At 64.4% G+C, this 12,764-nt stretch carries 13 protein-coding genes and 1 pseudogene; 10 read left to right on the top strand and 4 right to left on the bottom strand.

Going from position 1 to position 12,764, the window contains the following annotated elements:
* The first annotated feature begins 118 nt into the window (after positions 1–118).
* From LOY54_RS16995 to LOY54_RS16985, 3 genes are all read left to right on the top strand, one after another.
* Positions 119–628, top strand: coding sequence for a sigma-70 family RNA polymerase sigma factor (locus tag LOY54_RS16995; protein ID WP_093381355.1), 510 nt, complete (start codon positions 119–121; stop codon positions 626–628).
* The gene (locus tag LOY54_RS16990) at positions 625–1,374 is read left to right on the top strand and encodes an anti-sigma factor (RefSeq protein ID WP_258607298.1); all 750 of its coding nucleotides are present in this window, start codon (positions 625–627) and stop codon (positions 1,372–1,374) included. Before LOY54_RS16995 ends, LOY54_RS16990 begins: the two co-directional genes overlap by 4 nt.
* Positions 1,375–1,449: 75 nt before the next feature.
* Positions 1,450–1,785 (top strand): DUF2790 domain-containing protein, encoded by a 336-nt coding sequence (locus tag LOY54_RS16985; RefSeq protein ID WP_258607297.1) that lies wholly within the window; start codon positions 1,450–1,452, stop codon positions 1,783–1,785.
* Here LOY54_RS16985 and LOY54_RS16980 read toward each other — a convergent pair.
* Positions 1,730–2,631 (bottom strand): annotated as a pseudogene (locus tag LOY54_RS16980) (LysR substrate-binding domain-containing protein). The gene LOY54_RS16985 and the pseudogene LOY54_RS16980 overlap by 56 nt on opposite strands.
* Before the next feature lie 120 nt (positions 2,632–2,751).
* Here LOY54_RS16980 and LOY54_RS16975 point away from each other — a divergent pair.
* The 5 genes from LOY54_RS16975 to LOY54_RS16955 all read left to right on the top strand — a co-directional run bounded on the left by LOY54_RS16975 (position 2,752) and on the right by LOY54_RS16955 (position 8,085).
* Complete coding sequence (locus LOY54_RS16975; RefSeq protein WP_258607296.1) at positions 2,752–5,262, top strand: hypothetical protein; 2,511 nt, start codon at positions 2,752–2,754, stop codon at positions 5,260–5,262.
* A 105-nt stretch (positions 5,263–5,367) separates the two neighbouring features.
* The gene (locus LOY54_RS16970; protein WP_249744422.1) at positions 5,368–6,210 is read left to right on the top strand and encodes an SDR family NAD(P)-dependent oxidoreductase; all 843 of its coding nucleotides are present in this window, start codon (positions 5,368–5,370) and stop codon (positions 6,208–6,210) included.
* A 73-nt stretch (positions 6,211–6,283) separates the two neighbouring features.
* A complete protein-coding gene (locus LOY54_RS16965; RefSeq protein ID WP_258607295.1) occupies positions 6,284–6,793 on the top strand; it encodes a sigma-70 family RNA polymerase sigma factor in 510 nt (169 codons plus the stop codon).
* Complete coding sequence (locus LOY54_RS16960; protein WP_258607294.1) at positions 6,790–7,737, top strand: FecR domain-containing protein; 948 nt, start codon at positions 6,790–6,792, stop codon at positions 7,735–7,737. Before LOY54_RS16965 ends, LOY54_RS16960 begins: the two co-directional genes overlap by 4 nt.
* A 96-nt stretch (positions 7,738–7,833) precedes the next feature.
* On the top strand, positions 7,834–8,085 hold the full coding sequence (locus tag LOY54_RS16955) for a hypothetical protein (protein ID WP_258607292.1): 252 nt from the start codon (positions 7,834–7,836) through the stop codon (positions 8,083–8,085).
* Positions 8,086–8,092: 7 nt separating this feature from the next.
* Here the strand turns inward: LOY54_RS16955 and LOY54_RS16950 are convergent, their stop codons facing one another.
* Positions 8,093–9,382, bottom strand: coding sequence for a HAMP domain-containing sensor histidine kinase (locus LOY54_RS16950; protein ID WP_258610726.1), 1,290 nt, complete (start codon positions 9,380–9,382; stop codon positions 8,093–8,095).
* Between the two features lie 14 nt (positions 9,383–9,396).
* Positions 9,397–10,131, bottom strand: coding sequence for a response regulator (locus LOY54_RS16945; protein ID WP_258593996.1), 735 nt, complete (start codon positions 10,129–10,131; stop codon positions 9,397–9,399).
* A 216-nt stretch (positions 10,132–10,347) separates the two neighbouring features.
* On the opposite strand from LOY54_RS16945, the gene LOY54_RS16940 reads away from it, so the two are divergent.
* Together LOY54_RS16940 and LOY54_RS16935 are read left to right on the top strand one after the other, a co-directional pair.
* Positions 10,348–10,611, top strand: coding sequence for a DUF2790 domain-containing protein (locus LOY54_RS16940; protein WP_093381371.1), 264 nt, complete (start codon positions 10,348–10,350; stop codon positions 10,609–10,611).
* Positions 10,612–10,635: 24 nt separating this feature from the next.
* Positions 10,636–11,214: a thioredoxin family protein gene (locus tag LOY54_RS16935; RefSeq protein WP_093381373.1), complete on the top strand. Its 579-nt coding sequence runs from the start codon at positions 10,636–10,638 to the stop codon at positions 11,212–11,214.
* A 22-nt stretch (positions 11,215–11,236) separates the two neighbouring features.
* Here LOY54_RS16935 and LOY54_RS16930 read toward each other — a convergent pair whose 3' ends face one another.
* Positions 11,237–12,751 (bottom strand): PLP-dependent aminotransferase family protein, encoded by a 1,515-nt coding sequence (locus LOY54_RS16930; protein WP_258607290.1) that lies wholly within the window; start codon positions 12,749–12,751, stop codon positions 11,237–11,239.
* Between the last annotated feature and the right edge of the window lie 13 nt (positions 12,752–12,764).

Below are 12,764 nucleotides of genomic sequence, written 5' to 3'. Positions count from 1 at the left end.
GTCAGTGAATGAGCCGGTACGACGCCGGTCGCAGAAATTTATTCCAACGCCCGGGAATAATTCTTCACCGCCAGCGTCTGCCTCGTACACTGATCGCCTACAGGCCAAGACTGCGGCAATGAACGAACTAGACGACGAGCAATTGCGCGAAATGCTTCAGCGCCTGCGCCGCTTCGCCCTGTGGCTGACGCGCGAGGCCAGCAGCGCCGATGACCTGGTCCAGGCCACCGTCGAGCGCGCCTTGAGCCGCCGCGGGCAACAGCGGCAAGAGGGCAGCTTGCGCGCCTGGTTGTTCTCGATCCTGTACCGGCAGTTTATCGACGGCAAACGCCGCGAACGCCGCCAGGCGCGCTGGCTGGCCTGGTTCGGCCGTGGCGAGGAGGCGGGCAGCAACACCGAAGACATCGTTGTTGCCCAGTCGGGCCTGGCGGCGTTTGCGCAGTTGCCCACCGAGCAGCGCGCCTTATTGTTGTTGGTCAGCGTCGAAGGCCTGAGTTACAAGGAGGCCGCGCTGGCCCTGGATGTGCCGATTGGCACGGTGATGTCACGCTTGTCGCGCGCCCGTGCGGCCATGCGCGAACTGGCCGAGGGCAACACCCCGCCCGCGGCGCTGCGGAGGTTGAAATGAGCTTGATCCCGTCTGATCACGAATTACACGCCTATGTTGACGAGCGCCTGGACAGCGAGCGGCGCCGGGCGGTGGAGCTGTACCTGGCGGCCAACCCCGAACAGGCGGCGCGGGTCGAAGCCTGGCGCAACGATGCCCGCCAGTTGCGCGCGGCGCTGTCCGGCTTTGCCGGGCAGGCGCCCAACCCGCGCCTGGACCCGGCCAACGTACGCCGTGAGCTGCGCCGTCGGCGCCAGCGGCGCTGGGCCAGTGCTGCGGTGCTGCTGGTTACCCTGGGCATCGGCGGCCTGGGCGGCTGGCAAGGGCGCGAGGCGATTCTGCTGGCCAGTAACCCGCCGATGGCTGATGCCGTGCAGGCCCATCGGTTGTTTGCCGATTCCAAGGCCCTCGACCTCAGCGCCCAGGACCCGGCGCGCCTGCAGGCCTGGCTGGGCCAGCACTTTGCCCATGTCGGCAACCTGCCGGACCTCTCGGCCTACGGCTTCACCCCGGTGGGCGCGCGGCTGCTGAGCAACGAGCAGGGGCCGGCGGCGCTGCTGCTGTTCGAGGACGCCCAGGGTCAGCGGGTCAGCCTGTTCTTGCGCTCGCCGGGTGAGCACTACGTGCGCATGCCCAGTGGCGAGCGCACCGACGGCCAGTTGCAGGCCCGCTACTGGTCGCGAGGTGACTACAACTACGCCCTGGTCAGCGCCGCGTCTGACAGCCGCGGTGAGCAGTTGCGTCAGGCCCTCGGTATCACTTTGTAGCTGGAATACCATTAGCGGCGTAAGCTCGAAACCGTTGTTCCTGTTGTCATTTCACTTCATTCGAGGTATCCGCCAATGAAGCGCATGCAAGGTTTGGTAATGGCCGCAGTGGTTCTGCTGGCCGGCCAAAGCGCACAGGCTTCGGCACCAGAGGTAAAGGATGCGCGTCTGGTTGCCCATGAGCAGGCAGTGCAGGCCTATGCAGCAAGAACCGGCAAGACTGCCCCCACTATCCAGGACTTTACCTACGGCAAATCTGTGGATGTCGCCCGTCTGATCGAACAGACGCCCATGGCCCGCGGCTGCGAAGCGGCGCCGATGCTGATGACCTTCGAGGACTCCAGTGGCCAGCTGGTTACCCTGCGTTATCGGCTCGAAGGTCTGTGCCCGCGTTTTCAGTCAACGCGATAAAGCGCCCCGGCAGCGGCGAGGGATCGTCGCTGCGCCACATCAGGTACAGCCCCAGGCGCGGGCTGGCCTCGCGCAAGCGGCAAAAGCGCAGCCCCGGCTGGGCATTGGCCTGGGCGGCTGCGGCCGGCACCAGGGCGATGCCGAAGCCGCAACCGACCAGGTTGATCAGCGTTTGCAGTTGCGCCGCCTGCTGGCTGATGCGCGGGTAAAAACCCGCGCTTTGGCACAGGTCGAGCAGTTGCTGGTGATAGCCTGCGCCCAGGGCTTGTGGGGTGAAGACAAAATCTTCATCGGCAAAATCCGCCAGGCTGACAGCCGCTTCGCCAGCGCGCGGATGTTCACTCGGCAGTACCAGCAAGATTTCTTCTTCCAGCAACAAACGGCTGCTCAGGCGTTCGCTCATCAGTGGCAACTGGCGGACCACGGCAATATCCAGTTGATCATCGAGCAACTGTTCGACCAACTGCGCCGACGACCCCTGTTGCAGCTCCAGCTGTACCTTGGGCCAGTCGCTGCGAAACTGCTTGAGCGCCTTGAGCAGCAGCGGATAGGGCTGCCGATACGCAGTTGGCCGGCGATGCCTTCGGCGACCTGGCGTGCCTGGACGATGCCGTGCTCCAGGGTTGCCAGGGTCGCCCGCGCGGTATGCACAAAGCTCGCGCCGGCGGCCGTCAGCGCCACGCCTCGGGAGTGTCGGGTAAACAGGGCAAAGCCCAGGCGCTGCTCAAGCCGGGCGATGGCCTGGCTCAGCGGCGGCTGGGCCATGTGCAGGCGCTCGGCGGCGCGGTGAAAGTGCAACTCCTCGGCCACGGCGATGAACTGGCGCAGCAGGCGGGTTTCGATCACGGGGGGCGTCCTTGGATCAGAAAAGCAGCCTGATTATGACCGAAAAATCGCCGTCTCAGATTGATGGCACTTTGTATGCGCTCTAGTATCTGCCGATTTGCCCGAGCCTGAGGACAGTCCATGAACGCAACAGGGAGGTCGCGCAGCGATTTCACGCCATTGACGGCGGCGGAAAGTCATTTGCAAGTGCATTGCAGACAAGGAACGACGGCGCAACTTGGTTCATCGCGACCGACCCAGGCAACGTTTGAAAACAGCATTCGGGCCGATTTTCTGCGGTTTCTGCTGCTCGGCGGCGATCGTTCTGCTCCCGTTCATGAGCGCGGGGTTGATCTGGCTGGGGCGTACATCGTCGGCCCGCTGGATTTGCGCAGCGCGGTGGTCACCCGTTCAATGAGCCTGAACGACTGTACCTTCAGTGACCCGCCCAATTTCACCGATTCACAGGTTTGCGGCTCTCTGGTCATGTCTGGCTGTTCAAGCCCGGGTCTGGAGGCCCAACGGTTGGAGGTTCGCGGCGCGGCGAACCTGAGCGGGTACCGTTGTTTTGGCCCGATGAACTTGCGCGATGCCCGGGTGGGCGCAAGTCTGTTGCTGATTAAGGCTAAGTTGAACGGGCGCAAACAGGCTGCGCTGGTCGCTGCACGCATCGAAATTGCAGGCTCACTGGTGATGCCTGGCGTTCTTGCCAGGGGCATGGTGTCTTTCCAGGAAGCCCGCATATCAGGTGAAGTGATTGGCCGGGGCGGGCGTTTCAATGGCAGAGGCGCCATCGCGTTACTGTTTGCCCATGCGCACGTCGAATCGGCAGTCCGTTTTTCCGATGAGTTCAAGGCAAAGGGGGTGGTGGTCTGCCTGGGCATTAAGGTTAAGGGAGTACTGGATTGCAGTAATGCGTTGTTCGATGGCATGGGGGAGAAGTCGCTGTTCCTCAACGAAGCCTGGGTGCAAGGCAATGTCTGCTTGAACAGCGCTTTCAGGTCAAGGGGAGCGGTTTACTGTCAGAACGCCCGGTTTGACGGCCAGCTTAATCTCGAAGACGCCCGCCTCAATGGTATGGGTGACTCGGCGCTGGACGCGGAAGGCCTGAACGTCAGACAGGATGTAGGCATGCGTGGCGATTTTGCTGCCGTGGGCGAGGTCCGCCTGATAGGTGCCCGTATTGACGGACAACTGGTTTGTGAGGGGCGTATTGAAGGGCAGCAAGGCATAGCGTTGTTCGCCGATGGGGTGGTTGTCGCGGGAGGCGTATTTTTCAGTAACGCCTTTCAGGCACTGGGAGAGGTGCGCCTGATCCGGGCCAGGATCGACGGCCAGTTGAATTTTAACGGTGGTGTCATAGATGGACAGGGTGGCGATGCGTTATCGGCTGACGGCATAGTTCTCCAGGGGGATCTGCACCTTAACCAGGGGTTCAGGGCGCTAGGTACATTTCGTCTTATGGGGGCCCAGATCGATGGCACTCTGATGTGCGGGCACGCCGAATTATGGGGCGGCGATCAGTGCTCCCTGGATGCGGCAAGAGTGGAAGTGAAGGGGCAGATCAAACTAGGTGAAGGGTTTCACGCGCGAAAAGCGGTGAGTTTCGACGGCGCCAGGGTCGCCGGTAGTTTCGATTGCACCAAGGCACGCTTTGCCGCTGAGGATGAAGTCTCGCTTGATCTGGAAGGCTTGCATCTGCAGGGGCCATTGTTACTCAGGGCGCTGGATCATCCGTTGAGCAACGCCTCGCTCGCCGGTGCGAGAATTGGCGAGCTGGACGACGATGAAAACACCTGGGGCGACAACATTGTGCTCAACGGTCTGGACTACCAGTCCCTGGCGGCGAGTGCACCAGTCAACGCTGCGTTCAGGGTCGCGTGGCTGGGCAAGCAGGTCCCCGCACTGTCGCGGGTAGGCCATCCTGCGAGTCCTGGCGATGACTTTCGCCCCCAACCCTGGCGCCATCTGCAACAGGTATTCGAGAACATGGGGCATACCGCCGAGGCCCGTGAAGTGGGGGTCGCATTTGAACGGAAACTGCGCGACATCGGCCATATCGGTCAGCCGCCACAGAACTGGTGGAAATGGACACATCCGATCTACACAAGCACGGCCAGAGGCTTGCACTGGCTCTACGGTCGACTCACCGGTTTCGGCTATCGCCCGATGCAACTACTGGTCTGGTTTCTGGCGATCTGGTTAGTCTGCGCTGGCTTCTATTGGTACGCTGCTTTGCAACAACGTGTGTTCGGCCCGAGCAACCCGCTGGTGTTCCAGCATGACGCCTACTTCGATTGCCGACCAGACCGGGGCGACGCCTGGCGGCAGGCCAACCCGGGGCTGGAGACGCCGCCCACCTACTACGGTGAAGGCAACTGGTACCTGTGCCAAACCCTGCGTGAGGAATACACCGGCTTCAGCCCGCTGGCCTATTCCCTGGATGTGCTGATGCCCCTGGTCGACCTGCAGCAGGAGTCGGACTGGGCGCCGCTGGTGCCGACACCCAAGCAAGGGTATTGGGACGAGTTCACATCATTTGGCTGGAAGCATTTCGTGCGCCTGCTGATCTGGTTCGAAATTCTGGTTGGCTGGGGTATCAGCTTGCTGATGGTTGCCATCGTCTCCGGCCTGGCGCGCCGCAGCGAGTAGTGCCCGGGAGCCTCCGATATCCCACGGATATCGGCGACCCTGTTCGATAGTATTCAACTTTGCAGCGCTCACTGGCTAGGCTGAACGGCCATCAGGAGACTGCTTGTGACCCCATTCAGAACCGTACTCATCACCGGCGGCGCCCGTGGCCTGGGCCTGGCCTATGCCCGCGCCCTGGCACAAACCGGTGCGCAAGTGGTAATCAGCGACCTTGGCACCGACCGCGAAGGTTGTGGCCACGATGCTTCGATTGCCGAGGGCGCCGCCGAACTGTTGCGCAATGAAGGCCACCAGGTGATTGGCCACAGCGCCGACCTTGGCGATGAGCAAGCGTGCCGACAGTTGATCAGCAAGGTGCTCGATACCTTCGGCGGCCTCGATGCGCTGATCCATAACGCCGGCTGGGTCGGTTACCAGAACATCGAAGACTGCAGCAGCGAATTCATCGAGCGCGCCCTGGCCATCAACGTCCACGCGCCGCTGTGGTTGAGCAAGCACGCCTGGCCGGCGCTCAAGGCGTCTGGCAGCGGGCGTATCGTGCTCACGACCTCGGACCGGGCCATGTACCTGCGCCATGCGCAAACCGGCCTGGGTGCCTACGCCGCCGGCAAGATGGCGCAACTGGGGATCATGAACGCCCTGGCCGCCGAGGGCGCCGAGCACGGGATTGCCGTCAACGCGATTTCGCCGGTGGCGCGCACGCGCATGTGGGGTCAGCAGGGCGAGCCCGAAGACCTCAAGCCCGAGTGGGTTGTGCCCGGGGTGTTGTACCTGGCCTCGGCAGACTGCCAGGACAGCGGCTACATCCTGCGGGCCAGCAACGGCCAGTTCTGCGCCACGCGCTTCGAGGAAAACCCGCAGGTGGACTATCCACGCGAGCTGCGCGGGGTGTCGGCAAGCACCGTGCGCGAGGTGCGGCAACGCTGGCAGATGATAAAAGCCATGTAATAGCGCTTGGTTTGCATCAGGGTATTAATTAGAATCAATCTCATTTGAGTCTAATCCATCCAGGTGCGTTGACATGAGCGAAGCGGCGGGCCCCACCGAGCAGACCCTGCAGGGCCTCTACCGAGAGCATCGCAGTTGGCTGGAGCGCTGGCTGTACCAGCGCCTGGGCAACCGCTGGGATGCCGCCGACCTCAGCCAGGATACTTTCCTGCGCGTGCTGGCCAGCCCCCAGGTGCTGAGCGAGTTACGCGAGCCACGGGCCTATCTGCTGACCGTCGGCAAGCGCTTGCTGGTCAACTTCCACAAGCGCCGCAGCCTGGAACGCGCCTATCTCGATGCCCTGGCCAGCCTGCCCGAGGCCCTGATGCCTTCGCCAGAGCAGCGCTGGCTGTTGCTGGAAACCCTGCAGGCCCTGGACGAACTGCTCGATGGTTTGCCGGCGGCGGTGCGTCGGGCGTTTCTCTGGTCGCAGCTTGAAGGCCTGAATTACGCACAGATCGCCGAGCGCCTGGCGGTCAGTGAACGTACGGTCAAACGCTACATGGCCCAGGCTTATGAGCATTGCCTGCTGGTTGAACTATGAGCCGCACCTTCAGCCGCGAAGCCCGGCAACTGGCGCGCACGGCCGCGCACTGGCTGGCCTTACTCGATTCCGGGCAGGCCAGCGCCGAGGATTTGCAGCGTCTGCAGCACTGGCGCGCGGCCAATGCCCAGCACGAGCAGATCTGGCAGCGCGCCGAGGGCTTGCGGCAGCGTTTCCAGGACGTGCCGCCAACCCTGGCCATGGCCAGCCTCGACCGTCCCGAAGCCAACCGTCGAACCCTGCTCAAGCGTGGCCTGGCTTTGGCGCTGGTGTTGCCCGCCGGCTGGCTGCTCAGCCAGCAGGTGCCGCTGCAGGCCCTGCGCGCCGACCTGCGCACCGCTGTGGGCGAGCGCCGTGGCGTGCGTCTGGCCGATGGCAGCTTGTTGCAGTTGAACACGGCAACCGCCGTCAACCTTGACCTTGCTCACCAGCGCCTGACCCTGGTCGAAGGCGAAATCGCCCTGAGCGTCAGCCGCGCCCAGGCGCTGCACGTTGACCTTGGCATGGCCCGGGTGAGCGTCGGCCAGGCCCAGGTGTGCCTGCGGCGCGACGCCGAGCAGTGTCGCATCGCCGTGCTCCAGGGCGCAGTGCAGGTGCAGCCGCGCCAGGGCCCGGCGCTGGCCTTGCAGGTCGGCGATCAGCTGACTATCACCGCCGACGGCAGTGGCGCCATGGACCGTTTCGACCCCCACCAGCCGGACTGGCGCGATGGCGTTCTGAGTGTCAACAACCAGCCGCTGGCGCAGTTTTTGCGTGAGCTGTCGCGTTACCGACCGGGCTGGCTGCACTGGCAGCCGGCGCTGGAAACGCTGCGCGTCACCGGCACGTTCCGCCTGGATGACACTGACCGGGTGCTGGCCCTGCTGGCGGCCAGCCTGCCGGTAGCGGTACAGGCGCGCAGCCGCTACTGGGTGACCCTGGTGGCCCGCGAGAAAACCGTGTGAGCGGTGCCGTGCTGTTGGTCGCCTGACATTTTTACCAGTAGCGCGCTGGCTTGCGGTTGGTGATGATGCCGGTTCAAAGGCTGGAGCCATACCGACATGGACGAGAACAACAAAGAGCGCCTTCGCCTGTATCAACCTGGAGACACCGTGGTGCTGTATGGCTGTTTTGCCGCCGAGTACGGGGTGATGGAAACCCAGTCAGGCGTGGTGCGCAGCATCGACTGGTGCACCCACCAGTTGCAGCTGTACTTCGCCTGCGATGATGAATGCCGCTGCATTCCATTCGCCAGCATCACTGCGGTGCTGGCGCCGGGTCTTTGCAGCGTCGCTGCAGGTGATCAAGGCTGAGCTTGCCTCAGGGCAGCTCGATCTGCGCGCAAAGGCCGCCGCCGTCGCGGTTGCTCAAGGTCAGGCGGCCGCCGATGGCCTGGGTCAGCTGCGCGGCGATGGCCAGGCCCAGGCCGGTACCGCCGGTGCTGCGGTTGCGCGAGTTCTCTACCCGGTAGAACGGTTGCAGCACCGCGTCGAGCTCTTCGGCGGGTATCCCCGGGCCCTGGTCGAGCACGCGAATCAGCGTGCCGTTGTTGGCGCCGCTGCGCACCTCGAGCTGCGCCGCGCCGGCAAACTTCAGGGCGTTGTCGATCAGGTTCACCAGCACCCGGCGCAAGGCTTGCGGGCGGGTTTCGAGCAGCGCGCCGGTCTTGTCGTGCAGCTCGACCTGCTGGCCGCTGTCCTGGTAGTCGAACACCAGGCTGTCGAGCAAGGCATCGAGGTTGACCCGGCACGGTGCCTCGTTGTTGCCATCGATGCTGCGGGCGTAGGCGACGCCTTCACGCACCAGGTGTTCCATGGCCTCCAGGTCGCTCCAGAGCTTGTCGCGATCACTGCTGCTGTCCATGGCCTCGACCCGCAGCTTCATCCGCGTGATCGGCGTTTGCAGGTCATGGGAGATCGCTGCCAGCAGTTGCATGCGCTCTTTCAGGTAGGCGCCGATACGTGCCTGCAAGGTATTGAAGGCCACTGCGGCATACACCACTTCCCGCGGGCCGCTTTCGTCCAGTTGCGGCCCCGGGGCATTGGGGTCGAGCTGGTCGACCGCTTCGGCCAGACGGGTCAGCGGGCGGATCGCGGTTTTCACCGCCAGCCAGGTGCACAGCAACAGCAGCGCCAGCTGGATCAGCAGCACCACCGGCAGCCAGCTCGACATCGGCACCGGCGCCGGGGTGACGTCGACGCTCAACGGTGCGCCGTCGGCCAGGCGCAGGCGCACCTGGAAGTGTGGCGTGGGCCCGGGGATGCTCTGGTAGTCCAGGGCGTACTGGCCACCCAGGGCCTTGCCGATGGACAGTGCGGCCATGGGCGCGTCATCCATGCTCAGCCGCTGGCCGGGTTCGCCGGCATCCAGGCGGTAGCGATAGGTGCGCCGCTCCAGGCGCGGCAGCCAGGCGGCGCGTTCGGCGGCCGGCAGGCGGTCGAGAATGGCCACCGAGGTAGCGACGTCCTGCTCGAGGTTACTGAGCATCATCGAGCGCGAGCTCTGGTAGCGCTCGTAGAACTGGAAGCTGAACGACAAACCGTAGGCCAACACCAGGCCGGTGAAGAAGATCAGCGCCAGGCGCGAGGCGAGGGTGCGCGGCCAACGCAGCAGGCTGCCCATGTTCAGGCCTCGACCCGCTGCACGGGCAAGGCGAACACGTAACCTTCGCTGCGCACCGTCTTGATATAGGCCGGCTCGCGGGCGTCATCCTGCAGGCGCTGGCGCAGGCGGCTGACCAAGAGGTCGATGGAGCGGTCGAAGATATCCGCCTCGCGGCCCTGGGTCAGGTTGAGCAGTTGCTCGCGGCTGAGCACCCGTTGCGGATGGTCGAGGAACACCCGCAGCAGCCGGTACTCGGCGCCGCTCAGGGCCACCAGGGTACCGTTGGCGTCGAGCAGGTGGCGCGCGGTGGTGTCCAGGCGCCAGTGGCCGAAGCCGAGCAGGCGGCTGCTTTCGCTGATGCTCAGGTTTGGCGGCAGCATGCGCGTGCGGCGCAGCACGGCGTTGATCCGCGCCAGCAGCTCGCGGGCCGAGAACGGCTTGCTCAGGTAGTCGTCGGCGCCCATTTCCAGGCCAATGATGCGGTCGGTTTCATCGTTGCGGGCGGTCAGCATCAGTACCGGCGTGGCCTTGTGCTTGCCGGCGCGCAGCTCGCGGCACAGCAGCAGGCCATCGTCACCGGGCATCATGATGTCGAGCACGATCAGGTCGACCACATTGGACTCGAGAAAGGCGCGCATCTGCCGGCCATCGGCGACGATGGTGGTGCGCAGCCCGTTCTTTTTCAGGTAGTTGCCTACCAGCTCCCTGATCTCGCGATCGTCGTCGACGACCAGGATGTGATCGACATGCTCCATCGTCCGGCTCCCGCTGTGGTGGTGGCGGCAAGTGTACAGAGCCCGGCAGGGCTTGCCTGCCGGGCTTTGTATTGCAGTGTATCTGCTGCGGCCATAGATACCTGGCGAGGCAAAGCGGGCCGATCCGGACACATTGGCGATACCCGGCGGGCCTGAAATAGCCAGCAACGGGGTGGCAGCCGCCACCTCTGTGCAAACTGATTCGGGAGTACCGCCATGAACCTCAAGACCCTTGCCACTGCCAGCCTGTTGACCCTGTTCAGCCTCGGCACCGTTGCTGCCCAGGCTAGCGAAGCGGTGGTGGTACAGCAATATCGTTACGGCCAGCAACTGGATGTGCACAAGGTCCTGGCCTTGCACGAGGACAGCAGCATGGGCTGCGGCGTGGTCAACGCTCAGATGGACTACCTTGATTCCCAGGGCAAGGAACACCGCCTGCAGTACCAGAAATTTGCCAGTGACTGCCATGAAGGCGGTTAAGCCATCGATCAGGGAGGTTCGTCCATGAACATCAATTTCAACACAAATCGCCGTCGGGCCCTGGGCATCGCCGCACTGCTGGCCGTGCTGCTGGCGCTGGCGGGCCTGGGCAACCGCCTGTTCGCCGGCACGCCGGCAAGCCTTGAGACACTGGGGCCGATGCCGGAACTGGCCGGCGCCGTGCAGTGGCTCAACTCGCCACCACTGGACCGCGCAGCGCTCAAGGGCAAGGTGGTGCTGGTGGACTTCTGGACCTACGAGTGCATCAATTGCCGGCGCAGCCTGCCGCACGTCAACACCTGGGCCAAGCGTTACGCCGACCAGGGCCTGGTGGTGATCGGCGTGCATACGCCGGAATACCCCGAGGAGCGAGTGGTCGACAATGTGCGCGAGCAAGTGGCCAAGCTGGATATCGACTACCCGGTGGCTATCGACAACGACTATGCGATCTGGAACGCCTTCGGCAACCAGTTCTGGCCGGCGCACTACATCGTCGATGGCAGCGGCCAGGTGCGCTATGTGCACTTTGGCGAAGGCGCCTACGACACCCAGGAGCAAGTCATCCAGCAACTGCTCAAGGAGCGTGACGGGCAGGCGGGGTGAAGATGTTCGGGTGGCGCTGGCCTCATCGCGGGTCCAGCCCGCTCCTGCAGAGGGCCTTGGCCAGTTGCCGGATTGCGGTTTCGATTTCACTGGCTGTCAGCGATGAATAGCCCAGCAGCCAGCCCTGCTGTTTATGTTCACCGGCATACAAACGGCTGAGCCCGGGTAGCTGCACACCGGCGCGGGCGGCCAGATTCATGGTGTGTTGCTCTGTCCAGCCTGGCTCGAGCACGCAGGGGATCTGCAGGCCTCCCGGCGGGCGCATGGCGGTGACGACGCCCGCCAGGTGCTTGCCAATCGCATCAAGCAGGCAGGCCCGGCGCCCGGCGTAGAGTTTGCGCATCGCGCGGATGTGGGCGTTGTAGTGGCCGTCGTCCATGAAGCGCGCCAGGGTCAGTTGCAGCACCTGCGGGGTGTGCCCGTCGATGATGCTGCGCGCCGCGCTGAAGGGCGCTACCAGCTCCGGCGGCAAGACCATGTAGCCGATGCGCAGGCCGGGGTAGAGGGTCTTGCTGAAGGTGCCGATGTAGAGGGTGCGCTGCTGGCAGTCCAGGCCCTGCACGCAGGCAGTAGGCAGGCCGTCGTAGTGGAACTCGCTGTCGTAGTCGTCCTCGATGATCCACTTGCCGTTCTGCGCCGCCCAGTCGATCAGCTCCAGGCGTCGCGCAAGGCTCAGGGTCGCGCCTGTGGGGTACTGGTGCGACGGCGTGACGTAGACGCAACTGGCGCCGCTTTGGTCGGCACGCAGCAGGTCGGTGCGGATGCCCTGGGCGTCGACGTCGATCGGCACGATCCGCGCCTGCGCCGCTTCAAAGGCCTTCTTCGCGCCGAAGTAACCGGGGTTTTCCAGCAGGATCGGCTTGCCGGCATCCACCAGCATTTGTGCGCACAGGAACAGCGCCTGGCGGGTGCTGCTGAGCACCAGTACCTGCTCGGGCATCACCTTGGCGCCACGTTCGAGGTTCAGGTAGGTGGCGATGGCCTTGCGCAGGGCTTCGCTGCCCTGCGGGTCGCCGTGCAGCAGGACGTTGCCGCGATGGTCCTTCACGGCCTGGCGCTGCAGGCGTTCCCAGACTGCAAGGGGGAACGAGCGGGTTTCTGGCAGGCCGGTGGCAAAGGCCTTGATCACCTGCTGGTCGCTGACGCCGCCGTTGTCGAACAGTGCCCGTCCGCGCAGGCTCAAGCCCTGGCCGGGCTCGAGATCACTGCGTTTTTGCGCCCCGGCCTTGATGCGCCGTTGCCCGCTGCCACGCAGTTGCGCGCCGAGGTTGTCCGGCACATAACTGCCCGAGCCTGCGCGGCGGACGATATAGCCGTCGCGCTGCAGCTGCACGTAGGCGTTCTCGACGGTGTCGCGGGCGACGCCCAGCGATTTGGCCAGGGCGCGGCTGGCCGGCAGTTTGACGCCGCCGGACAGCGCCCCTTCAAGGATCAGCGCGCGCAGCGCACGCTGGATGCGCTGGTGCAGGTCCAGCGTTGCGAACTCGGCGTCATTGACGCGCATCTTCAGGGTTTCAAGCTCGAACGTGGTTGCCATGTGGTCTGCCGCA

The organism is Pseudomonas sp. B21-032, from assembly GCF_024748965.1.
Lineage (GTDB): Bacteria > Pseudomonadota > Gammaproteobacteria > Pseudomonadales > Pseudomonadaceae > Aquipseudomonas.
The sequence above is the reverse complement of the archived record's forward strand: the minus strand, read 5'-3'. Positions and strand labels throughout refer to the sequence as shown.

Bases quoted from the DNA above. Each gene is read 5' to 3' on its own strand.
- LOY54_RS16995 (WP_093381355.1), top strand. From the start codon at position 119: ATGAACGAACTAGACGACGAGCAATTGCGCGAAATGCTTCAGCGCCTG.
- LOY54_RS16990 (WP_258607298.1), top strand. From the start codon at position 625: ATGAGCTTGATCCCGTCTGATCACGAATTACACGCCTATGTTGACGAG.
- LOY54_RS16985 (WP_258607297.1), top strand. From the start codon at position 1,450: ATGAAGCGCATGCAAGGTTTGGTAATGGCCGCAGTGGTTCTGCTGGCC.
- LOY54_RS16975 (WP_258607296.1), top strand. From the start codon at position 2,752: ATGAACGCAACAGGGAGGTCGCGCAGCGATTTCACGCCATTGACGGCG.
- LOY54_RS16965 (WP_258607295.1), top strand. From the start codon at position 6,284: ATGAGCGAAGCGGCGGGCCCCACCGAGCAGACCCTGCAGGGCCTCTAC.
- LOY54_RS16960 (WP_258607294.1), top strand. From the start codon at position 6,790: ATGAGCCGCACCTTCAGCCGCGAAGCCCGGCAACTGGCGCGCACGGCC.
- LOY54_RS16955 (WP_258607292.1), top strand. From the start codon at position 7,834: ATGGACGAGAACAACAAAGAGCGCCTTCGCCTGTATCAACCTGGAGAC.
- LOY54_RS16945 (WP_258593996.1), bottom strand. From the start codon at position 10,131: ATGGAGCATGTCGATCACATCCTGGTCGTCGACGACGATCGCGAGATC.
- LOY54_RS16940 (WP_093381371.1), top strand. From the start codon at position 10,348: ATGAACCTCAAGACCCTTGCCACTGCCAGCCTGTTGACCCTGTTCAGC.
- LOY54_RS16935 (WP_093381373.1), top strand. From the start codon at position 10,636: ATGAACATCAATTTCAACACAAATCGCCGTCGGGCCCTGGGCATCGCC.
- LOY54_RS16930 (WP_258607290.1), bottom strand. From the start codon at position 12,751: ATGGCAACCACGTTCGAGCTTGAAACCCTGAAGATGCGCGTCAATGAC.